This is a genomic window from Pseudomonas sp. K8 (assembly GCF_014889455.1).
In the GTDB taxonomy this organism is placed as follows: domain Bacteria; phylum Pseudomonadota; class Gammaproteobacteria; order Pseudomonadales; family Pseudomonadaceae; genus Aquipseudomonas; species Aquipseudomonas veronii.
This window is the reverse complement of record NZ_VJWO01000003.1, coordinates 141,875-164,278: the sequence shown is the minus strand read 5'-3', so window position 1 is coordinate 164,278 and position 22,404 is coordinate 141,875. Positions and strand designations below refer to the sequence as shown.

The 22,404-nt window shown below is 61.7% G+C and carries 18 protein-coding genes; 10 read left to right on the top strand and 8 right to left on the bottom strand.

The genetic code is table 11. The features are described 5' to 3' along the window. Positions 1-6: 6 nt before the first annotated feature. Positions 7-1,131, bottom strand: a complete 1,125-nt coding sequence (locus INT12_RS03510) for a GNAT family N-acetyltransferase (RefSeq protein ID WP_193039559.1) — start codon at positions 1,129-1,131, stop codon at positions 7-9. Positions 1,132-1,415: 284 nt separating this feature from the next. Between INT12_RS03510 and INT12_RS03505 the strand changes: the two genes are divergently transcribed. Then, positions 1,416-2,738, top strand: a complete 1,323-nt coding sequence (locus INT12_RS03505; protein ID WP_141123255.1) for a putative porin — start codon at positions 1,416-1,418, stop codon at positions 2,736-2,738. A 120-nt stretch (positions 2,739-2,858) separates the two neighbouring features. Here the strand turns inward: INT12_RS03505 and INT12_RS03500 are convergent, their stop codons facing one another. The 5 genes from INT12_RS03500 to aceK form a co-directional block, all read right to left on the bottom strand. Next, positions 2,859-3,092, bottom strand: a complete 234-nt coding sequence (locus INT12_RS03500) for an anti-sigma factor family protein (protein ID WP_017845273.1) — start codon at positions 3,090-3,092, stop codon at positions 2,859-2,861. Then, positions 3,086-3,700, bottom strand: a complete 615-nt coding sequence (locus INT12_RS03495) for an RNA polymerase sigma factor (RefSeq protein WP_017845272.1) — start codon at positions 3,698-3,700, stop codon at positions 3,086-3,088. Before INT12_RS03495 ends, INT12_RS03500 begins: the two co-directional genes overlap by 7 nt. Positions 3,701-3,786: 86 nt before the next feature. Next, positions 3,787-4,908, bottom strand: coding sequence for a beta-ketoacyl-ACP synthase III (locus tag INT12_RS03490; RefSeq protein ID WP_017845271.1), 1,122 nt, complete (start codon positions 4,906-4,908; stop codon positions 3,787-3,789). A 228-nt stretch (positions 4,909-5,136) separates the two neighbouring features. Continuing rightward, complete coding sequence (hrpA, locus tag INT12_RS03485; RefSeq protein WP_193039560.1) at positions 5,137-9,048, bottom strand: ATP-dependent RNA helicase HrpA; 3,912 nt, start codon at positions 9,046-9,048, stop codon at positions 5,137-5,139. Between the two features lie 70 nt (positions 9,049-9,118). Continuing rightward, entirely contained in the window at positions 9,119-10,840 is a 1,722-nt protein-coding gene (gene aceK / locus INT12_RS03480) for a bifunctional isocitrate dehydrogenase kinase/phosphatase (protein ID WP_046489433.1), read from the bottom strand. A 255-nt stretch (positions 10,841-11,095) separates the two neighbouring features. Here aceK and INT12_RS03475 point away from each other — a divergent pair, with 255 nt between their 5' ends. Further along, positions 11,096-11,992 carry a DMT family transporter gene (locus INT12_RS03475; protein WP_017845268.1) on the top strand — a complete coding sequence of 299 codons (897 nt, stop codon included), beginning with the start codon at positions 11,096-11,098 and terminating at the stop codon, positions 11,990-11,992. A 32-nt stretch (positions 11,993-12,024) separates the two neighbouring features. Here INT12_RS03475 and INT12_RS03470 read toward each other — a convergent pair whose 3' ends face one another. After that, the gene (locus INT12_RS03470) at positions 12,025-12,885 is read right to left on the bottom strand and encodes a DMT family transporter (RefSeq protein WP_193039561.1); all 861 of its coding nucleotides are present in this window, start codon (positions 12,883-12,885) and stop codon (positions 12,025-12,027) included. A 426-nt stretch (positions 12,886-13,311) separates the two neighbouring features. On the opposite strand from INT12_RS03470, the gene INT12_RS03465 reads away from it, so the two are divergent. Both INT12_RS03465 and INT12_RS03460 read left to right on the top strand, forming a co-directional pair. Then, positions 13,312-14,103, top strand: coding sequence for a CPBP family intramembrane glutamic endopeptidase (locus tag INT12_RS03465; RefSeq protein WP_193039562.1), 792 nt, complete (start codon positions 13,312-13,314; stop codon positions 14,101-14,103). A 73-nt stretch (positions 14,104-14,176) separates the two neighbouring features. After that, positions 14,177-15,742 carry a methyl-accepting chemotaxis protein gene (locus INT12_RS03460; RefSeq protein WP_193058761.1) on the top strand — a complete coding sequence of 522 codons (1,566 nt, stop codon included), beginning with the start codon at positions 14,177-14,179 and terminating at the stop codon, positions 15,740-15,742. Between the two features lie 156 nt (positions 15,743-15,898). Here the strand turns inward: INT12_RS03460 and INT12_RS03455 are convergent, their stop codons facing one another. Next, entirely contained in the window at positions 15,899-16,591 is a 693-nt protein-coding gene (locus INT12_RS03455; protein ID WP_193039563.1) for an alpha/beta family hydrolase, read from the bottom strand. Positions 16,592-16,670: 79 nt separating this feature from the next. Here INT12_RS03455 and ccoN (INT12_RS03450) point away from each other — a divergent pair, with 79 nt between their 5' ends. The 6 genes from ccoN (INT12_RS03450) to ccoO (INT12_RS03425) all read left to right on the top strand — a co-directional run bounded on the left by ccoN (INT12_RS03450) (position 16,671) and on the right by ccoO (INT12_RS03425) (position 22,402). Beyond that, on the top strand, positions 16,671-18,095 hold the full coding sequence (gene ccoN / locus INT12_RS03450) for a cytochrome-c oxidase, cbb3-type subunit I (protein WP_017845263.1): 1,425 nt from the start codon (positions 16,671-16,673) through the stop codon (positions 18,093-18,095). Positions 18,096-18,105: 10 nt separating this feature from the next. Continuing rightward, complete coding sequence (gene ccoO / locus INT12_RS03445; RefSeq protein ID WP_017845262.1) at positions 18,106-18,714, top strand: cytochrome-c oxidase, cbb3-type subunit II; 609 nt, start codon at positions 18,106-18,108, stop codon at positions 18,712-18,714. Between the two features lie 3 nt (positions 18,715-18,717). Further along, complete coding sequence (locus INT12_RS03440; protein ID WP_017845261.1) at positions 18,718-18,924, top strand: cbb3-type cytochrome oxidase subunit 3; 207 nt, start codon at positions 18,718-18,720, stop codon at positions 18,922-18,924. After that, a complete protein-coding gene (ccoP, locus tag INT12_RS03435; protein WP_017845260.1) occupies positions 18,921-19,868 on the top strand; it encodes a cytochrome-c oxidase, cbb3-type subunit III in 948 nt (315 codons plus the stop codon). The genes INT12_RS03440 and ccoP overlap by 4 nt, the downstream gene beginning before the upstream one ends. A 483-nt stretch (positions 19,869-20,351) precedes the next feature. Continuing rightward, positions 20,352-21,794 carry a cytochrome-c oxidase, cbb3-type subunit I gene (gene ccoN, locus INT12_RS03430; RefSeq protein ID WP_017845259.1) on the top strand — a complete coding sequence of 481 codons (1,443 nt, stop codon included), beginning with the start codon at positions 20,352-20,354 and terminating at the stop codon, positions 21,792-21,794. After that, positions 21,794-22,402, top strand: a complete 609-nt coding sequence (gene ccoO / locus INT12_RS03425) for a cytochrome-c oxidase, cbb3-type subunit II (RefSeq protein WP_017845258.1) — start codon at positions 21,794-21,796, stop codon at positions 22,400-22,402. The genes ccoN (INT12_RS03430) and ccoO (INT12_RS03425) overlap by 1 nt, the downstream gene beginning before the upstream one ends. The last annotated feature ends 2 nt before the right edge of the window (positions 22,403-22,404 follow it).

Below are 22,404 nucleotides of genomic sequence, written 5' to 3'. Positions count from 1 at the left end.
ACGGGTTCAGCCCTGCTGATACGGCAGGGCTGCCCTCGCCTCTTCGGCATACGCCAGAATCCCCACCCGCTCGCGCTCCAGGAAGTCTTCGACGGCCGTCTTCAACCCTGGATGACGCAGGTAGTGCCACGACCGGGTGATCACCGGCTCGAACCCGCGAATCAATTTATGCTCGCCCTGGGCACCGGCATCGAAGCGCTGCAAGCCGTGGGCGATGGCGTAATCCATGCCTTGGTAGAAGCAGGTTTCGAAATGCAGGCGGTCGAATTCCGCCAGGCAGCCCCAGTAACGCCCAAAGAAGCTGTCGCCGCCGATCAAGCTGAACGCCATCGCGACCGGGCGTGTGCCTTGTTTGGCCAGCACCACGCGGATCGCTTCGGGCATGCGTTCGGCTAGCAGGCTGAAAAACGCACGGGTCAGGTACGGCGCCTGGCGGCGCACCGCGTAGGTGTTGGCGTAGCAGGCGTAGACGAAATCCCACTGCGCCTCGCTCAGTTCATGGCCTTGCAACCATTCGAACTCGATGCCCTGCCCCGCCACCTGTTCGCGTTCCTTGCGCATCTGTTTGCGCTTGCGCGAACTCAAGGCGTCAAGGAAGTCCTGGAAATCCCGGTAGCCGCGGTTCTGCCAGTGAAACTGACAGCCCAGGCGCAGCAACCAGCCCGGCTGTCGGGCCAGGGCGTCATCCGCCAGCGGGTCGGTGAAGTTGATATGGGCGCTGGAGAGCCCTTCGATTTCCAGGTAACCGGGCAGGCTGCCGAGCAACTCGAAACCGTCTTCGGCGCTGGCGGCCAACAGGCGCGGGCCGCTGACCGGGCTGAACGGCACGGCGACCAACAGCTTGGGGTAGTAATCGATACCGGCCCGCTCGCAGGCCTGCGCCCAGCCGTGGTCGAAGACGTACTCGCCAGAGGAATGCCATTTGCGATAACCGGGCAATGCCGCCACCAGCCGATCACCGTCCCAGTGCAGTAAATGCTCAGGCTGCCAACCCGAATGCGGGCCGAGGCTGGCGCTGTCTTCCAGCGCGCTCAGGAACGCATGTCGCACAAAGGGCTGGGCCTGCGGCACCAGGGCGTCCCAGGCCTGCGGGGCGATTTCGGACAGGCTGTCCAGGCGTTGCAGCGGCATCGGCATCCTCACTACTTCAGGGCGTGAAAGCCTCGCGAGTATCGCTTATCGCCGCTCCCGACACACCTCCAAATCGCCGGACAAGGCTCTAAACCAATAGTTCCGTTCATAAATAATTTGTCATCTACCTGACATCAGTTCGCCACTGCGCCGTCATAAACGATCGCGATACTGACGCCTGTTTTTAGCGCGCCTGGTTCTACCCCGGCAGTTATTTTTCCGTCCGTCATCGGTCGGTTGTGTCCTGGATGGTTTGCCATCCCTCCTCACTTTCGGAGATTGATATGCGTCTTGCTTCCACTAAAACTGCGGCGGCCCTTTGTGGCGGCTTGCTGCTGGCCCTGAGCGTTCCGGCCAGCGCTGCAGTCGACGCTAAATTGCTCGACATGCTCAAGGCCAACGGTCAAATCTCGGCATCGCAGTACACTGAACTGCAAGCTGAGCTGGCCAAGGATCAGAAAGAAAAGCAGATCGCACAGCAAGCTCAACAAGAGACCAACGAACAGATCGCGGCCACCGCGAAAAAAGCCAACGACCTGAGCGTGTTCGACCAGAAACTTGCCTGGGCCGCCAAGACCCAGTTCAAGGGTGACGTGCGCTTCCGTCAGGAAACCGTGAAGATCCAGGGCGAATCCAACAACGGTGGCCGTGACAAGGACCGTCAGCGTATCCGTGCCCGTCTCGGCGCCTACACCCAGATCAACGACCAGGTCGACACCGGCATTCGTATCGCCACCGGCAGCAGCGACGATGCACGCTCCACCAACCAGGACCAGGACAACTACTTCGACAAGAAGTCGATCTGGCTGGACCTCGGCTACATCGACTACCACCCGAAGCAGATCAAGAACCTGCACGTCATCGGCGGCAAGATGCTCCAGCCATGGGTGAACATGGGCGACGTGATCTGGGATAGCGATATCAACCCGGAAGGTCTGGCCCTGACCTACAAATACCCGCTGGGTAGCAGCGCCGAGCTGTTCGGCAGCCTCGGTAACTACAACCTCAAGGACAACGTCGACGGCGACGGCGTGCAATTCCGCCACGACCTGCGCCTGACTTCCGGCCAGTTGGGCACGCGTTTCTCGGTGACCGACAACCTGAAAATGACCCTGGGCGGCAGTATCTACGCCTACCAGAACGACGAAAACAGCACCTGTACGAGCAGCACCACGCCTTGCGCACTGGCGGTCAACGGCAACTCGGCGAACGAACAGTTCCGTCTGTACGAAGGTTTTGCCCAAGCCGACATCGGTGGCCTGGCCGTGCCGCTGGCGTTCTACGGTCAGTACGTGAAGAACAACGATGCTTCCACCGATCAGGACACCGCCTGGTTGCTGGGTGCCAAGTCCAAGGTGTTCGGTTTCAACCTGGACTACAACTACCGCGATACACAACGTAACGCTGTGGTAGGCGCCTTCACCGATTCGGACTTCGCCAACGGCACCACCGGTTCGCGCGGTCATAAGATGAAGGTCAGCTACGACATCGACAAGAACTTCGCTGTCGGCGCCACGTACTTCCTGACCAAGGCTGACTACGCCAGCCGCACGCAGCGTGATGCCAACACCAACACCCTGCAGTTGGATGCTGAAGCCAAGTTCTAAATGTAAGTGCGACACGCCTTGGGCCAGGATGGCCCGGGGTGGCTGTAACAGCCTGGCGTGGGTGAATCGGTCCCCATCATCCGTCCGATTCCCCCATGCGAGTCTGCCTTCCCCCCGCCGTTACTGATCCTTGCGCCGCTCGGCGGCCAGCCGTTCAGCCAAGGCATCCACATCCTGTACCGGCGCCTGCGGCATGATCCGCAATGTCGCCTGCAGCAAGCGCATCTGACGGATAAAACGCCGGCAATTAGGGCAGAACATCAAGTGATGACGCACCAGCAGCCGCTCGCGAAAGGTCAACTGACCATCGAGAAAGTCACTGGAACGCGCCACTTGCTCTTTACACGTCAACATTCGCCGGTTTCCTCAAAATGCTCCACCGTGGCGAAGACTTTAAGCCGTGCGCGATGCAACAGCACCCGCACATTGGAGAGCGAAAGCGTCAGAAGATTACAAATCTCCTCCAACTCCAGGCCCTGGCGTTCACGCAGCACCAGTACGCTGCTTTGCAGTTCCGACAAACTCAGCAACGTATGTTCCAGGCATTTGCGCAGTTCGTCCTCCGTGAGCAGGGCTTCCGGGGTGTCCTGGTGCCAGGCAAAAGGGGCGACAGCCCAGTGACCGTCATCCGCGCTGAAACGCTCATCGCCGATCGTGCCGTGGGGCGAGGGCAAATCATCGAGTAACACTTCGCGACGATTCTGTTTGTAGCGGCTCTTGGCGGCATTGGCGGTGATGGTCAGCAGCCAGGTCTTGAGGCTGGAGCGCCCTTCGAACTTTGGCAGGTTGCGTACCACCGACAGCCAGGCGTCCTGTACCACTTCGTCGGCATGACGCTGACCGGCAATCGCATAGGCCACCGCGCGCATGGCGCTTTGGTATTGGCTGACCAATTCCTTGTAGGCCCGCTGCTCGCCCTTGAGCAAGCGTTCAAGCAGGTGCGCGTCGTCCGCTACTGCCATTCGAGACCTCGGTTTCCAAGTGAGAACGCGATCGGTGTGGGGGCTGGCTTGCCAGCGCCCACATTTGACCGCGGCGAGCCGCGGAATCAGCGTTTGCGCAGGATCACGCTGCCGATCGAATAGCCGGCGCCAAACGAACTGAGTACCGCCACGGCGCCTTTGGGCAGGTCGTCCTGGTAAGTGTGGAACGCGATCACCGAACCCGCCGAGCTGGTGTTGGCGTAGGTGTCGAGAATCACCGGTGCTTCTTCCACCGTGGCTTCACGCCCCAGCAGCTTCTTCACGATCAGGTGGTTCATGCTCAGGTTGGCCTGGTGCAACCAGAAGCGCTTCACGTCGTTCACATTCAACTGGTTTTCCGCCAGGTGCGTGCCGATCAACTCAGCGACCATCGGGCAGACATCCCGGAAGACTTTACGGCCTTCCTGCACGAACAGCTTGTCGGGCGCGCCGATGCCCTCTTCCGCCGCGCGGTTGAGGAAGCCGAAGTTGTTGCGGATGGTATTCGAGAACTTGGTCAGCAGCTTGGTGCTCACCACGTCGAACTGGTGCTCGGAGGTCGCCAGGTCAGCGCGCTCGAGGATCACCGCAGTGGCCGCGTCACCGAAAATGAAGTGGCTGTCGCGGTCGCGGAAGTTCAAGTGGCCGGTGCAGACTTCCGGGTTGACCATCAGGATCGCCCGGGCCTGGCCCAGCTTGATGCTGTTGGCGGCGTTCTGGATGCCAAAGGTCGCCGAGGAACACGCCACGTTCATGTCGAAGCCGAAACCGGCGATGCCCAGGGCTTCCTGGACTTCGATGGCGATGGCCGGGTAGGCGCGTTGCAGGTTGGAGCAGGCGACGATCACCCCGTCGATGTCGGCGGCGGTCTTGCCGGCGCGCTGCAGGGCCTGTTCGGCGGCGCCGATGGCCATCTGGCAGAGCACCGACCATTCGTCGTTGCTGCGCTCGGGCAGGCGCGGGGTCATGCGCTGCGGGTCCAGGATGCCGTCCTTGTCCATCACAAAACGGCTCTTGATGCCCGACGCCTTCTCGATGAAGGCTGCGCTGGACTCCGTCAGCGCCTGCACGTCACCGCGTTCGATGGCGGCGGCGTTCTCCGTGTTGAACTGCTGCACATAGGTATTGAAAGACTGCACCAGCTCTTCGTTGGAGATGCTGTTGGCCGGGGTGTACAGGCCAGTGCCGCTGATGACGACGTTATGCACGGTCGTTCCTCTAAATCTGTCAGGCAGAAGATATTGGTACCGTCGTACCAAACTGTAAGTCGTTTGATTCCGTCCAGCGGGCATCAAACTGGCAACGCTTTATTCCATCGCGCCGCGGCTGCACACCAGCCCATCACGACGCTCCCGGCATTTATAACCGCGAAGTTTGCCACAAACCTGGGGATTTGGCGCCATATCCCGGATAAGCGCCATTGCCCATTGGGGTGATCACGCTTCGACCAGGCTCCATTGCTTGCTCAGGCGCTTGTCGGAAATCGGCACCCGGGTGCCCAACTGCTGGGCAAACAACGACACCCGATATTCCTCCAACCACCAGCGATAGAGCGCTAGCTGGGGGTCGTGCTTGCCTTCCTGGGCATGCTTGTTCAAACGGTTCTGGTACTGCGCCCACAGGCCCGCCAGCTCGCCGCTCCACACCCGATCTTTTTGCACCTGGCTGGGCAGTTTTTCCAGACGCAGCTCGATCGCCTTGAGGAAACGCGGCAACTCCTTGAACCACTGCGCCGGAGTTTCGCGCACAAAGCCGGGATAAACCAGATTGCTCAGTTGCAGCTTGATATCGTTCAAGGCCACCGCCTGGGCCAGGTCGATCTTGCCTTTGAAGCGCTTTTGCAGGCCGTGCCAGAGTTTCAACACGTCCAGGGTCAAGCGCGCCAGGCGCTCGGCGTGTTCGGTCCAACCGCCACGCTTGCGCTCGGCCAGCGCCGCCAGCCCGGCGCCGTCACGCGGCAGGCTGGCTTCGCCTTCCAGCACGCAGCTGTCGAGGCTGGCCAGCAAAATATCTTCCACCAGCGCCTCGATGCGCCCCAGTTCGCGGTACATCAGGCCCAGCTCGGTCAGGCCGGGCAATTTGCCGCGCAGGAATTTTGCCGGTTCGGCCAATTGCTGCATCAGCAGGCGCTGCAAGGCCCGACGGTGCTGGAACTCGGCCTCGGCGGCGGTGGAGAAACGTCCTTCCTTGACCGTACCGTTTTCTTCCACCAGCGCCGGGTACACCGTCATCGACAGCCCGGCGATCTTTTGCTGGGTCTTCTCGGCCACCGCCGCGAACACCTTGGCTTCCACCGGCTGTTGGCTTTTTGCCGTTTGCGGCACGGCCAACGCGGCCTGGCTGGCCTCGGCAAAGCGCGCGGTCAGTTCGGCCAGGTCGCGGCCTTCGCCGAGAAACTTGCCCTGGCCGTCGACCACTTCCAGGTTCATCTTCAGGTGGCTTTCCAACTGTTGCGCGGCCTCGGCCCAGGCTTCATCGCTGACGCGCGCGCCGGTCATGCGCAGCAGTTCGCGCCCCAGCGCCTGGGGCAGCGAGCCCTGGGCGAATTCGATACGTTGCAGGGCGGCCCTGACGAAGTCCGGCACCGGCACGAAATTCTTGCGCAGGGCCTTGGGCAGGTTGCGCACCAGGGCGATGCACTTGGCTTCGATCACCCCGGGCACCAGCCATTCCAGGCGTTCGGCGGGCAACGCCGGCAACAGCGGCGCCGGCACGCGCAAGGTCACGCCGTCACGCGGGTGGTTGGGTTCGAAGTGGTAACTCAAGGCCAGCGCCAGATCGCCCAGGTGCAGGGTGTCCGGGTAATGCGCGGCGGTGACTTCGCTGGCGTCGCGGGCCAGCACGTCTTCCTCGCGCATGATCAACAATTGCGGGTCTTTCTGGCTGTTGACCTTGTACCAGCTGTCGAACGTCGCGGTCTGGTGGATCTCCGCCGGCAAGCGCGCATCGTAGAACGCGTACAGCGTCTCTTCGTCGGCCAGGATGTCGCGCCGACGCGCCTTGGCTTCCAGCTCGTCGAGCTGCTCCAGCAACTGCTGATTGGCGGTCAGGCACTTGGCCCGGGACTGAATCTCGCCGCGCACCAGGCCTTCGCGGATAAACAGCTCACGCGACACCACCGGGTCGACCGGCCCGTAATGCACCGGCCGGCGCCCGACCACGATCAGCCCGAACAGGGTGATCTGCTCGAACGCCACCACTTGGCCGCGCTTCTTCTCCCAATGCGGTTCGAAGTGGTTTTTCTTGATCAGGTGCCCGGCCAGCGGTTCGATCCAGTCGGCATCGATCTTCGCCACCATGCGTGCGTACAGCTTGGTGGTTTCGACCAGCTCGGCGGTCATCAGCCACTGCGGACGTTTCTTGCCGATGCCCGACGACGGGTGAATCCAGAAGCGCCGCTGACGCGCACCGAGGTAATCGCCGTCTTCGGTTTTCTGCCCGATCTGACTGAGCAGGCCCGACAGTACGGCTTTGTGCAGTTTCGCGAAGTCGGCCGGTTCCTTGTTGACGGTCAGCTGCATGTCGCGGCAGATCAGGCTCAACTGGCGATGGGAATCGCGCCACTCGCGCAGGCGCAGGTAGTTGAGGAAGTTCTTGCGACACCAGTTGCGCAGCGGGCTGGCGGTCAGTGCCTGGCGTTGCTCTTCAAAGCCACGCCACAGATTGACCAACCCGGCGAAGTCCGAATCGGCGTCCTTCCATTGTGCGTGGGCCTGGTCGGCGGCCTGTTGGCGTTCCGGCGGGCGCTCGCGCGGGTCCTGGATCGACATGGCGCTGGCCACGATCAGCACTTCCTGCAGGCTGCCCAGCTTGGCGGCTTCGAGCAGCATGCGGCCCATGCGCGGGTCCACCGGCAGGCGCGCCAACTGGCGGCCCAGCGGGGTCAGTTGGCTGTTGCGGTCGACCGCCGACAGTTCTTGCAGCAGGTTGAAACCATCGCTGATGGCCTTGCCGTCCGGCGGTTCGATAAACGGGAAGTCGCTGATTTCGCCCAGGCGCAGGTGCAGCATCTGCAGGATCACAGCCGCCAGGTTGGTGCGCAGGATCTCCGGGTCGGTAAATTCCGGGCGGCCGATAAAGTCTTCTTCGCTGTACAGGCGGATGCAAATCCCCGGCTCGACCCGGCCGCAGCGGCCTTTACGCTGGTTGGCGCTGGCCTGGGAGATCGCCTCGATGGGCAGACGCTGCACCTTGGCGCGGTAGCTGTAGCGGCTGATGCGCGCGGTGCCGCTGTCGATCACATAGCGAATGCCCGGCACGGTCAGCGAGGTTTCGGCGACGTTGGTCGCCAGCACCACGCGCCGGCCGGGGTGGGACTGGAAAATGCGCTGCTGCTCGGCCGGTGACAGGCGCGCATACAGCGGCAAAATCTCGGTGTGCTTGAGCTGGGCCTTGCGCAGCATGTCGGCGGCATCGCGAATCTCGCGCTCGCCCGGCAGGAACACCAGCACGTCGCCAGGGCTGCGCCGCTCGCTGCGCTCGTAGGCGGCGATTTCATCGAGGGTGGCGAGGATCGCCTGGTCGACGGTCAAGTCGTCCTCGACGCGGTTGCCCTCCTCGTCCTGTTCCAGGGTCAGCGGGCGATACCAAGTGTCCACCGGGAAGGTGCGGCCCGACACTTCGACAATCGGCGCATCGTCGAAATGCTTGGAGAAGCGCTCCAGGTCGATGGTCGCCGAGGTGATGATGACTTTCAGGTCCGGGCGACGCGGCAACAGGGTTTTCAGGTAGCCGAGCAGGAAGTCGATGTTCAGGCTGCGTTCGTGGGCTTCGTCGACGATGATCGTGTCGTAGCGTTCGAGGTAGCGGTCGTTCTGGGTTTCCGCCAGCAGGATGCCGTCGGTCATCAGCTTGATCAGGGTGTTGGAATCACTCTGGTCTTCGAAGCGCACCTGATAACCGACCAGTGCGCCGAGCGGCGTGGCCAACTCTTCGGCAACCCGGCTGGCGACGCTGCGCGCTGCGATCCGACGCGGCTGGGTGTGGCCGATCAGGCCGTATTGGCCGCGACCGATCTCCAGGCAGATTTTCGGCAACTGGGTGGTCTTACCCGAACCGGTCTCGCCGGCGATGATCAGCACCTGATGCTTGAGCAACGCCGCCTTGATTTCGTCGCGCTTGGCGGCGATCGGCAGGCTGTCGTCGTAGCGGATCAGCGGCAGGCTGGCGCGCCGCGCCGTGACCTGGGCGCAGGACGCCTGCATGCGCGTCACCCACTGCGCCAGCTTCTCCTCATCGGGCTTCTTGCGCAGCTCGAGCAACTGCCGCCGCAAACGGTGGCGGTCGGCGAGCATGGCGTGATCGAGGTTTTTCAACAGTTGGTCGATAGCGGGCGCTTGGTCAGTCATCAGGTGCGTTTTGGTCGTCTATTTATGCAGGGGGCGGATTGTCGCAGAAAACCGCCGGCATGCGCGCCCCTCATTCGTTCTCACGTTCCTTGCGCCGGTACGGAAACACATCGATGACCTTTCCGGCGCGAATCGCGTCCTGCAGGCCCTTCCAGTAGTCGGCATCGTACAACTCGCCGTGCAGTTGATCGAACAGCTTGCGCTGGCCGGCGTCGGCGAACAGGAACGGCGGGAACTCTTCGGGGAACACATCCAGCGGGCCGATGGAGTACCAGGGCTCCGAGGCCATTTCATCCTCCGGCGTGCGGGGCGCGGGGATGTGGCGGAAGTTGGCTTCGGTGAGGTAGCAGATCTCGTCGTAGTCGTAGAACACCACGCGGCCGTGGCGGGTGACGCCGAAGTTCTTCAGCAGCATGTCGCCGGGGAAAATGTTCGCCGCCGCCAGTTGCTTGATCGCCAGGCCATAGTCTTCCAGGGCTTCGCGTTCCTGGGCGGGGCTGGCGTTGTCGAGGTAGAGGTTGAGCGGGGTCATGCGCCGTTCGGTCCAGCAGTGGCGGATCAGCACGGTGTCGCCTTCGACGGCAACGGTGCTGGCGGCCACGTCGAGCAATTCGGCCAGGCACTCGGGCTCGAACTTGCTCAACGGAAAGCGAAAATCGGCGAACTCCTGGGTATCGGCCATGCGCCCGACGCGGTCGACGCTTTTGACCAGGCGGTACTTCTCGATCACGGTGGCGCGGCTGACGTTTTTCGACGGCGAGAAGCGGTCCTTGATGATCTTGAACACCGTGTTGAAGCCCGGCAACGTAAACACGCTCATGACCATGCCGCGGATACCGGGAGCCATGATGAACTGATCGTCGGTGGTGGCCAGGTGGTTGATCAGGGCGCGATAGAATTCCGACTTGCCGTGCTTGTAGAAGCCGATCGAGGTGTACAGCTCGGCAATGTGCTTGCCCGGCAGGATGCGCTTGAGGAAGCCGATGAACTCCGCCGGCACCGGCACGTCGACCATGAAGTAGGAGCGGGTGAAGGAGAAAATGATCGACACATCGGCTTCGTCGGTGATCAGCGCGTCGATCTGGATGCCCTGCCCTTCGCGGTGCAGCAGCGGGATTACGAGGGGCCACTGCTCGTCGCGGGTGTAGATGCGCCCGACAAGGTAGGCCCCCTTGTTGCGGTAGAGCACCGAGGAAAACAGCTCGACCTTCAGTTCAGGGTCCTTGCACACCCAGTCCGGCAGGTTCTCGCGCAGTTGCACTTCGAGGCGGCGCAGGTCGGCCGGCAGGTCCGCGTAGGGCTCGCTGAAGCTGTAATCAGCGAAAATCTGCGCCAGCATGTCGGAAATTTTGCCGACTGGGGTGTAGACCCGGGTTTGCGCCGCCCTCGCCCGGCGCAGGCTCGGCCGCGTGGTGTGGACGAACATGCAGCCGTCACTGATCAGGTCATGGCTGAACAGGCCACAGAAGATCGAGTTGTACCAGGTCTCGGACAGCTCATCGTCAAAGCGCAGGTCGATCAGGCCGATGTAGGCGCTTTTCACCAACGGCCAGGCCTCGATGTCCATCAGGGTGGCGTCATCGAAGCTCGCCCGCAGGCGGCTCGTCACTTCGCTGACTTTCTCCTCATACAGGTTGATACGCGCCGCCGAAGCCGCCTGGCCCTGCTGCCACTGGGCCTTTTCGAAACGTTCACGGGCACCATCGGTGATCTGGCGGAAGTGCTCGCGGTAATCGTCGAAGCCATCGAGGATCATCTGGGCGATAGCGAGGGCGGGTGTGCGCTGCGACATGCGGGAAACCTCGGACGGGTATCTGGAAGCCCAGAGCTTAGCCAGTCAAGGGAGCCAGGAGAAGCAGTCATTTAGCATGCTAGTTTGTGGACTTTCGTTCATTTCGCAGATTTATGGGCGTTATTGGAAACACTCACTGCGGCCAATGCATAAATCGGCCAACACAGCCGATGACGCGGGTTGTCCTGTAATCAGCGATTGTGTCGAGCCAGTCGCTGGGCAACACTCGCCGCCTTATTGATGTAGGAGTTTTCCGTGAGACCTGTCGACACCCTATACCTGCTGGGGCTGGCCGCGATCTGGGGCGCGAGTTTCCTGTTCATGCGTATTATCGCCCCGGAAATCGGCACGCTGCCGACCGCGTTTTTCCGCGTGTCGATTGCCGCCGCCGGGTTGCTGGTGATGCTCGCGGTGATGCGCGTGAACTGGGACTTCCAAGGCAAGTTCAAGACCATCCTGCTGCTGGGCGTGATCAACTCCGGCATACCCGCGACCCTGTACTCCGTGGCGGCCCAGGTGTTGCCGGCGGGTTACTCGGCGATCTTCAATGCCACCACGCCGTTAATGGGCGTGCTGATTGGCGGATTGTTTTTCAGCGAACGCCTGACGCCATCGAAAGTCGCCGGGGTGTGCCTGGGCCTGTTTGGCGTGGGCGTGCTGACCCGCGCCGGGCCGGTGGCGTTTGACCTGGAATTGTTGATGGGCGCGTTGGCCTGCCTGTTGGCCACCACTTGCTACGGTTTTGCCGGGTTTCTCGCGCGCCGCTGGCTGGATCAGCGCGGCGGGCTCGACAGTCGGCTCGCGGCCCTGGGCAGCATGCTCGGCGCGACCTTGTTCCTGCTGCCGCTGTTTGCCTACAGCGCCATCGTTCATCCGCCGGCAAGCTGGGGCGGCTGGCACGTGTGGTTGTCGTTGCTCGGGTTGGGGCTGATGTGTACGGCGTTTGCCTACGTCCTGTACTTTCGCCTGCTGACAGCCATTGGCCCGGTGCGATCGATGACCACCACCTTCCTGATCCCGCCGTTCGGGGTGCTGTGGGGTGCGTTGCTGCTGGATGAGCCGCTGTCGATGGCGCATCTGTATGGCGGGATATTGATCGCGGGGGCGTTGTGGTTGGTGTTGCGGCCAGGGAAATTGGCCAAAGCGCTGTAGGAGCATGCCTGCCCCTACAGCGTGTCCGCTGGTTAGCGTTTACGGAACACAAAGACCAGGCCAATGATGATCAACCCCATCCCCAGCAGGCTCAACCACGCGAGCCGATTGCCGAAGATCAGGTAATCCATCACCGCCGTCACCGCCGGCACCAGGTAGAACAGGCTGGTGACATTGACCAGGTTGCCGCGGGCGATCAGGCGGTACAGCAACAGCGTCGCCAGCAGCGACACCACCAGGCCCATCCACAGCACCGGCAGGTAAAAACCGGCGGTGTGTTCAAAGTGGAACGGCTGGAACGGCACGAACACCGAGCACAACACCAACCCGGCCAGGTATTGCACGGGCAGCGTGCCCAACGGGTTATCGGTGATGCGCTTCTGCATGATCGAGCCGAAGGTCATGCTTGCCAGGGCCAGCAAACCGAACAGCATCCCGGCCAGGGACATCCGCGACAGCCCGATGCCCTGGTACACCACCATGATCAAGCCGGCCAACCCCAGGCCCAGGCCGAACATCCGGCGCCAGGAACGCTGGCGCTCCATCAGCACCACGGTCAGGATCGGCTGCACACCCATGATGGTCGCCATCATCCCCGGCGTGACGTTGAGGTCCAGGGCCAGCAGATAGAAAATCTGGTACGCCCCCAACAACACCAGCCCCGTCGTCGCCGCATACCACAGCGGCTTGCCGGGTTGTGGCAGTTTCAGCTTGAGGATCGGTACCAGCATCACCAGCCCCGCCAGGGCGATGGCAAAACGGATCAGCAAAAAGGCAAAGGGTGACGCATGGGCCAGGCCCAACTTGGAGAAAATCGCCCCGCTGCTCCACAGCAATACGAACAGGCTCGTCGAGGCCGCCGCGGCCACGGATTGTTTCGACATAACAGACATGGTTACCACCTGTAATCAGGCAAAAAAAGCCGATTCAGCCAAGCAAGGCTGAAACTCAGTAGGTTTTTTTCAGGCGGGCATAGGGCAACAGCAATCAGCTGATCAGCCCGAAATGCCAACACCCGGCGGTGATACGACTGCGTACACCGGCGTGCTACTGACAGGTGGGGGGTAGTGGCTGATCTGCGCAGGCTGCAGGTTCCCGCACGGCACGACCACAGCGCTGGACGCTGAATCGACTACCGCTATGCACAGGAATGCAGGCATGGGCTGATCTTTTGAGGAGGTGAAGACGCGGCGACTATAACCAACCGCCGACATATTTTGCAATCGCTCCGACATCGCCCTTTTCGCGTGACGGCATTTTCATTTTGGCGCCGGAACCCACTCGCTATACTACCGAGCAGTTTTTTCCAAGGATGTCACATGAGCGCATTGCCCTGGGTGTATCTCGTCCTCCTGTCCATCGGCTATGCACTGGCGTTGGTCTACGGCCAACTGGGTGTGCTCGCGGCCATCTCCGTGGCGCTGTTGTTGATCGCCGGGTATGCGGTACGCCAACAACGTACCCCGTGGGCGCGCTACGTCGGCCACGGGTTGTTCATCGTCTTGGCCTTGGGCCTGGCGATGCACTGGCTACCGGGGTTCTATAACGGGCGCGGTATCGCCCCCCAGCGTTTCAGCGCCGATGCCGTGCCCTTCTCGATGTACCTCAACCAGGACAAACCACTGATCGGTTTCTGGCTGCTGCTGGCCTGCCCGTGGATTGTGGCGCGGTGTTCATTGCGCCTGTCGATCTGCGTCACCGCCCTGGCGCTGGCGCTGACGGCCATCGCAGCCCTGGGCGGCGCGGCGTTGCTGGGAATCATCAGTTGGGCGCCGAAGTGGCCGGAGCAGGCGTGGCTGTGGGTGCTGAATAACCTGTTGCTGGTGACGCTGGTGGAAGAAGCGCTGTTTCGCGGCTACATTCAGGGCGGCCTGAGCCAGCGCCTCAAACACTTGCCCTACGGCGAAAACCTCGCATTGCTGCTGGCCTCGCTGCTGTTCGGCCTGGCGCACCTGAGCGCGGGCTGGCAGTGGGTGCTGCTGGCCAGCATCGCCGGGGCCGGTTATGGCCTTGCTTATCGTTTTGGCGGCCTGGGTGCGGCAATTGCCACGCATTTCGGCCTGAATTTGCTGCATTTCGGACTGTTTTCCTATCCAATGCTCGCCGGCTGATTATTACGAAAATAAGTTAAATAAATGATCGCCATCGCCGATACCCCTTGAAAGCCTTGCGGATTGAATAACCATGCGTAATAACCAACCCGTTACCCAGCGCGAACGTACTTTCCCCGCTCAGCAACGGTTGATCTCCACCACAGATGCCAAGGGTGTCATCACTTATTGCAACGACGCTTTCGTCGAAATCAGTGGTTTCTCCCGCGACGAACTGGTACGTGCCCCGCATAACCTGGTACGCCACCCGGACGTTCCGGCGGCTGTGTTCGCACACATGTGGTCCACGCTCAAGCAAGGCTTGCCATGGATGGGCATCGTCAAGAACCGCTGCAAAACCGGCGATCACTACTGGGTCAACGCCTATGTGACGCCAGTGTTCGATGGCAACCAGGTGGTCGGCTATGAATCGGTGCGCGTCAAGCCCACCGCCGAGCAGGTCCGCCGGGCCGAAGCGCTCTACCACCGCATCAATCAGGGCAAGCCCGCCATTCCCCGGCGGGACAAGTGGCTGCCGGTGCTGCAGGACTGGCTGCCATTTATTCTGGTCAGCCAGTTGAGCTTCATGATTGGCGCATCGCTCAATTCTCAATGGGGCTTTGCCCTCGCGGCAGGGTTGTCGGTGCCGCTGGGCCTGCTGGGCCTGAGCTGGCAACAGCGCGGCCTCAAGCGTCTGCTGCGCCTGGCCGAACAGACCACCTCCGACCCGTTGATCGCGCAGATGTATACCGACAGCCGTGGCGCCCAGGCGCGACTGGAAATGTCGATCCTAAGCCAAGAGGCACGTCTGAAGACCTGTCTCACGCGCTTGCAGGACACCGCCGAACACCTCAACGAGCAGGCGGCGCAGTCCAACACCCTGGCGCACAATAGCTCCAGCGGCCTGGAACGCCAGCGTGTGGAAACCGAACAAGTGGCTACCGCGGTCAACCAGATGGCGGCGACCACCCAGGAAGTCGCCAGCCATGTGCAGCGCACGGCCGATGCCACCCAGGAAGCCAATCGCCTGACCGGGCGCGGCCGCGATATCGCCGGGGAAACCCGCGAGGCGATTCAGCGGCTGGCGGCCGCGGTTGGCGAGACCGGCGTGACGGTCACCCAACTGGCCAAGGACAGCGATGAAATCGGCGGCGTGGTCGACGTGATCAAAGGCATCGCCGACCAGACCAACCTGCTGGCCTTGAACGCCGCGATCGAAGCAGCGCGTGCCGGTGAGATGGGCCGTGGTTTTGCGGTGGTTGCCGATGAAGTCCGCCAATTGGCGCAGCGTACCGCTGAATCGACCGGGCAGATCCACACCCTGATCGCCAAGCTGCAGCAGACCGCCGCCGCTGCCGTACAAACCATGGACGCCGGGCATCGCCAGGCCGAAGAAGGCGTGGCGCGGGTGATGGAAGCGGACCAGGCACTGGTGGGCATCAGCGAAGCGGTGGCCAACATCACCGACATGACCACACAGATCGCCGCCGCCACGGAAGAGCAAAGTTCGGTGGCCGAAGAGATCAGCCGCAATATCAGCACCATCGCGCTGTTGGCGGACCAGACCTCGGAACAGGCATTGAACTCGGCGCAGTTGAGTGAAGAGCTTACTGTTACCGCCAATACCCAGTATTCGCTGGTAGAGCGTTTTAACCGTTAAACCGCTATCGGGGGCAAGTCGAATCGTCGCACCGCCCCTCCCACATTTAACCGCGTACACGCCTTGGAATGCAGTCGAATGTGGGAGAGGGCTTGTTTCCTCCCACATTTAACCGCGTACACCTCATGTGGGAGGGGGCTTGCCCCCGATAGGGCCCTAACAGGCGCCGATAAACTGAGCCACTCGCACCGCCGCCGCCTCCAAATGCTGCTCATGGCTGAACCCTGAAGCCTTCAACGGTTTCAAATCATGATCCCCCGCCGCCAGCCACAGCACCTCGATGCTCGGTGACAAGTCGTACCCCTGCACCGCGGCCCGATTACCCAAGGCATCGCGTTCGCCCTGCACAATCAATGCCGGCGTGTTCAACCCGGCCAAATGCGCGACTCGCGGCTTTTCCGGCTTGCCCACCGCATAGAACGGATAGCCCAGGCACACCAAGGCATCGGCCTCCAATTCATCGGCGAGCAAACTGGCCATGCGCCCGCCCATGGACTTGCCACCGATGGCCAGTTTCCCAGCGGCATGGCGTCGCACCTCGGCATACACCTCGCGCCAGCTTTCCAGCAGTTTCGGCACGGGGTTGGGCGGGCGCTTGCCCCCGTCCAACCGGCGCTGGGCCATGTAGGGAAACTCAAAGCGCACCACATTGACGCCATGCCTGGCAAGGCGCGCAGCCATGTCGTTCATGAAAGATGAGTCCATCGGTGCGCCGGCGCCGTGGGCCAGGATCAGCGTCACAGGCGTATGCGCTGACGCACCCGAGGCGATATCCCACAGCCAGCCATGCTCCTGCACACACCGTGCCCATTGATCCCCGTCAATACTGGCCTTGTGCTCTTTGCCCATGCTTACCTCGCTTTTTAGTCTGCCTATAACTCCAGCCCAAGTGTCGCATCTGCTTGGGTTGAACCGTGGATGGGGAACCATGAACACTACTTTAAGTACCGCCTATAACTACAAGGTGGTCCGCCAATTCGCGATTATGACGGTGGTGTGGGGCATCGTCGGCATGGGGCTCGGGGTTTTTCTCGCGGCTCAATTGGTGTGGCCTGCACTCAACTTCGACTTGCCTTGGACCAGCTTCGGCCGCTTGCGCCCGCTGCACACCAACGCGGTGATCTTCGCCTTCGGGGGTTGTGCGCTGTTTGCCAGCTCCTTCTACTCGGTGCAGCGCACCTGCCAAACCCAGCTGTTCGCGCCGAAAGTCGCGCAGTTCTGCTTTTGGGGCTGGCAACTGGTCATTGTCCTGGCAGCGATCACCTTGCCACTGGGTTACACCAGTTCCAAGGAATACGCCGAGCTGGAATGGCCGATCGACATCCTGATCACTATCGTCTGGGTGGCTTATGCCATTGTGTTCTTCGGCACTGTGGCCAAGCGCAATACCAAGCACATCTATGTCGGTAACTGGTTCTTCGGTGCGTTCATCATCACCGTGGCAATCCTGCATATCGTCAACAACCTGGAAATCCCGGTCAGCCTGACCAAGTCCTACTCGCTGTACGGCGGTGCGACGGATGCCATGGTGCAGTGGTGGTATGGGCATAACGCAGTAGGTTTCTTCCTGACTGCCGGCTTCCTCGGGATGATGTACTACTTCGTACCCAAGCAAGCCGAACGTCCGGTGTATTCCTATCGCCTGTCCATCGTCCACTTCTGGGCGCTGATCACCCTGTACATCTGGGCCGGTCCGCACCACCTGCACTACACCGCGTTGCCGGACTGGGCACAGTCGTTGGGCATGGTGATGTCCCTGGTGCTGCTGGCACCAAGCTGGGGCGGCATGATCAACGGCATGATGACCCTCTCGGGCGCCTGGCATAAGCTGCGCAGCGACCCGATCCTGCGCTTCCTGGTCGTCTCGCTGGCGTTCTACGGCATGTCGACGTTCGAAGGGCCGATGATGGCCATCAAGACCGTCAACTCGCTGTCGCACTACACCGACTGGACCATCGGCCACGTACACGCCGGCGCGCTCGGCTGGGTGGCGATGATCTCCATCGGCGCGCTGTATCACATGATCCCGAAAGTCTTCGGCCGCGAGCAGATGTACAGCGTCGGCCTGATCAACGCGCACTTCTGGCTGGCCACCATCGGCACCGTGCTCTACATCGCCTCGATGTGGGTCAACGGCATCGCCCAGGGCCTGATGTGGCGTGCGATCAACGAAGACGGCACCTTGACCTACTCCTTCGTCGAAACCCTGGTGGCCAGCCACCCTGGCTTCGTCGTGCGACTGGTGGGCGGTGCGGTGTTCCTCAGCGGCATGTTGCTGATGGCTTACAACACATGGCGCACCGTGCGCTCGGCACAACCTGTCGAAGCCACCCCTGCCGCGCAGACGGCCTGAGGAGTCAGTGATGAAACACGAAACGATTGAAAAGAACGTCGGCCTGCTGATGCTGCTGATGGTGCTTGCCGTGAGCATCGGCGGCCTGACCCAGATCGTCCCGCTGTTCTTCCAGGACGTGACCAACAAACCGGTGGAAGGCATGAAGCCCTACACCGCGCTGCAACTGGAAGGCCGCGACATCTACATCCGCGAAGGTTGCGTACAGTGCCACTCGCAGATGATCCGTCCGTTCCGTGCCGAGACCGAGCGCTACGGGCACTACTCGGTTGCGGGCGAAAGCGTCTGGGATCACCCGTTCCTGTGGGGCTCCAAGCGTACCGGGCCAGACCTGGCGCGCGTCGGCGCACGCTACTCGGACGACTGGCACCGCGCGCACTTGTACAACCCGCGCAACGTAGTGCCTGAGTCGAAAATGCCGGCCTACCCATGGCTGGTGACGGCACCGCTCGACAGCAGCCACACCGAAGCCAAGCTCAAAGTGATGCGTACCCTCGGCGTGCCCTACACCGACGACGACATCAACGGCGCAGTGGCCAGCCTCAAGGGCAAGACCGAGATCGACGCGCTGGTTTCGTACCTGCAAGTCCTCGGCACCGCCATCAAGAGCAAGAGGTGAGCCATGGGATTTGAATTCGATGCGGGCACCATCCGCGGCCTCGGCACGCTAGTCGTCGCCATCGCCTTTATCGGCCTCTCGCTGTGGGTATTCAACAACCGACGCAATGCGGAATTCGAGCAGGCACGCCTGCTGCCGTTTGCCGACGAACCCACCGCCACCCCATCCGACGCTCAAGAAGCGCCTGCAACAAGGAGCAATCGGCCATGACTACCTTCTGGAGTACATGGATCTGCGTACTGACCATCGGCAGCCTGATCGGCCTGACCTGGCTGCTGTTCGGCACCCGCAAGGGCGAGACCAAGGGCAGTGTCGACCAGACCATGGGCCACGCCTTCGACGGCATTGAGGAATACGACAACCCGCTGCCTCAGTGGTGGTTCATGCTGTTCGCCGGCACCCTGCTGTTCGCCGTCGGCTACTTGATCCTCTACCCGGGCCTGGGCAACTGGAAAGGCGTCCTGCCGGGCTATGAAGGTGGCTGGACCTCGACCAAGGAATGGGACAAGGAAATGGCCAAGGCCGACGCCAAGTTCGGGCCGATCTTCGCCAAATTCTCGGCCATGCCAGTGGAAGAAGTCGCTAAAGACCCACAAGCGCTGAAAATGGGCGGGCGCCTGTTCGCCTCCAACTGCGCGGTGTGCCACGGCTCGGATGCCAAGGGCGCGTATGGCTTCCCGAACCTGGCGGACAATAACTGGCGCTGGGGCGGCTCCGCCGAGGCGATCAAGACCACCATCATGGGCGGTCGCCACGCGGCGATGCCGGCCTGGGGCGAAGTGCTGGGCGAAGACGGTGTGAAAAACGTCGCCGCCTATGTGCGTCACGACCTGGCCAAGCTGCCACTGCCAGCCGACAGCGGCGCCGACCTGGTCGCCGGCCAAGCCACGTTCAACACCACCTGCGTGGCCTGCCACGGTCCGCAAGGCCACGGTGTCGAAGCCATGGGCGCGCCGAACCTGACCGCGCCAAGCGGCTTTATCTACGGCACCAGCCTGGCGCAGTTGCAGCAAACCATTCGCCACGGCCGCCAAGGCCAGATGCCGGCGCAGGAAGTGCTGCAAGGCAATGACAAGGTTCACCTGCTCGCCGCTTATGTTTACAGCCTCTCCCACAACGCTGACGGCGCAACGCCGCAACGCCAGGCAGAGTAACGCTCCACCCCTGAACTGCCGCCCCTGATCCGGGGGCGGTAGCTCAACCTTCCTACGCGACCAAGTGTCGCACCCTTCCAAAGCACTGCTTTCCCCTCCTGCCATTCGGGTCTACGCTTGTCTGCACAGCGGATCGGTACAGACCGGTCGACGGTCGACTTGCACGCGCTGGGTTGCACACTTCTGCAGAGATGACAGGCGCAAAGGCTGGCAGCGACCGGCTGTCGTGCCACTGACCGTTCATCGCTTCAGCAGCGTGTCGACACACAGCGAGTCACCCGCCGACGCGTCACGCAAAAATTCCTGTCCGATCGATCAGTTTTTGATTTCGGATTTTGTCCTTACATCAAACATGGAAAGGGCGCAGAATCTGGCGTGGCACGCATTGACACAGGTCACCCTTGCGTTGCAATGGCACCTCGGTTTCTACATACTTGCGACCGATTTTTACCTATAAAAAAACCTAAACCGTGGAACCTTAGAATGAGCACAGCAATCAGTCCGACTGCTTATAACTATAAGGTAGTCCGCCAGTTCGCCATCATGACGGTGGTCTGGGGGATCCTTGGCATGGGGCTCGGGGTCTTCATCGCCTCGCAACTGGTCTGGCCGGAATTGAATTTCGGCCTGCCATGGACGACCTTTGGCCGCCTACGCCCGCTGCACACTAACCTGGTGATTTTCGCCTTCGGCGGATGTGCATTATTTGCCACCTCCTACTATGTCGTGCAGCGAACCTGCCAGACGCGACTGATTTCCGATGGCCTCGCCGCCTTCACCTTCTGGGGATGGCAAGCCGTGATCGTCGGGGCCGGCATCTCGTTGCCGCTGGGCTACACCACCACCAAGGAATACGCCGAGCTGGAATGGCCCATCGCCATTTTGCTCGCGATTGTCTGGGTGATCTACGCGGTGGTGTTCTTCGGCACCATCGCCAAGCGCAAGACCAAGCACATCTATGTGGGTAACTGGTTCTACGGTGCCTTCATCCTGGTGACGGCGATGCTGCACATCGTCAACCATGCGTCGTTGCCGGTCACCCTGTTCAAGTCCTATTCAGCCTACGCCGGAGCGACGGATGCGATGATCCAGTGGTGGTACGGCCACAACGCCGTGGGGTTCTTCCTCACCACCGGTTTCCTGGGGATGATGTACTACTTCGTGCCGAAACAGGCCGAACGTCCCATCTACTCTTACCGTCTGTCCATCGTCCACTTCTGGGCGCTGATCACCCTGTACATCTGGGCCGGTCCGCACCACCTGCACTACACCGCACTGCCGGATTGGGCACAGTCGTTGGGCATGGCGATGTCGATCATCCTGCTGGCGCCAAGCTGGGGCGGCATGATCAACGGCATGATGACCCTCTCGGGCGCCTGGCATAAGCTGCGCACCGACCCGATCCTGCGCTTCCTGGTGGTTTCGCTGGCGTTCTACGGCATGTCGACCTTCGAAGGGCCGATGATGGCGATCAAGACCGTCAACTCGCTGTCGCACTACACCGACTGGACCATCGGCCACGTACACGCCGGCGCGCTCGGCTGGGTAGCGATGATCTCCATCGGCGCGCTGTACCACATGATCCCGAAAATCTTCGGGCGTGCGCAGATGCACAGCGTTGGGTTGATCAATACGCACTTCTGGCTGGCCACCATCGGCACCGTGCTCTACATCGCCTCGATGTGGGTCAACGGCATTACCCAAGGCCTGATGTGGCGTGCGATCAACGATGACGGCACCCTCACCTACTCCTTCGTCGAAGCGCTGCAAGCCAGCCACCCGGGCTACATCGTCCGTGCCCTGGGCGGCGCGTTCTTTGCCTCCGGCATGCTGTTCATGGCCTACAACGTCTGGCGCACCGTGCGTGCCTCCGACCCAGCAGAAGCCGAAGCCGCCGCCAAGATCGCCGTTGTGGGAGCCCACTGATGAAGCACGAAGTAGTCGAGAAGAATATCGGCCTGCTGGCCTTCTTCATGGTCATCGCCGTGAGTATCGGCGGCCTGACCCAGATCGTTCCGCTGTTCTTCCAGGACGTGACCAACAAGCCGGTCGAAGGCATGAAGCCGCGTACCGCCCTTGAACTGGAAGGCCGCGACATCTACATCGCCAACGGCTGTGTCGGCTGCCACTCGCAGATGATCCGTCCGTTCCGCGCTGAAACCGAACGTTATGGCCACTACTCCGTGGCCGGTGAAAGCGTGTGGGACCACCCGTTCCTGTGGGGTTCCAAGCGCACCGGGCCGGACCTGGCCCGTGTCGGCGGACGCTACTCCGATGACTGGCAACGCGCGCACTTGTACAACCCGCGCAACGTTGTGCCTGAGTCGAAAATGCCGGCGTACCCGTTCCTCGTGGAAAACAAGCTCGACGGCAAGGACACCGCGAAGAAGATGGAAGTCTTGCGCACCCTGGGCGTGCCCTACACCGACGAAGACATCGCCGGTGCAGCCGCAGCCGTGAAGGGCAAGACCGAAATGGACGCATTGGTGGCCTACCTGCAAGGCCTTGGCACCATCATCAAAAGCAAACGGTGATT